Consider the following 234-nt stretch of genomic DNA (forward strand, 5'->3'; position numbering starts at 1 on the left):
CTGACCATCTCCATAAAGATCTCAGCGCCTTTAAGGCGACCATCCACTTTAGCATTAATGTAGCCATTTTCGACGCTAATTTGCGCACCTAAACGTTCCATGCCTTGAATGTGAATATCAACAGGGCGAGCACCAATAGCACAGCCGCCTGGCAATGAAACTTGTGCCTCACCAAAGCGAGCAACTAAAGGCCCTAATGCTAATACAGACGCGCGCATTTGCTTTACTAAATCG

At 47.0% G+C, this 234-nt stretch carries 1 pseudogene; it reads right to left on the reverse strand.

Annotated elements, in window-relative coordinates:
• Positions 1-234: pseudogene (locus tag R2R70_RS23280) on the reverse strand (UDP-N-acetylglucosamine 1-carboxyvinyltransferase); the annotation flags it as partial.

The organism is Cobetia sp. SIMBA_158, assembly GCF_046566945.1.
Lineage (GTDB): Bacteria > Pseudomonadota > Gammaproteobacteria > Pseudomonadales > Halomonadaceae > Cobetia > Cobetia amphilecti.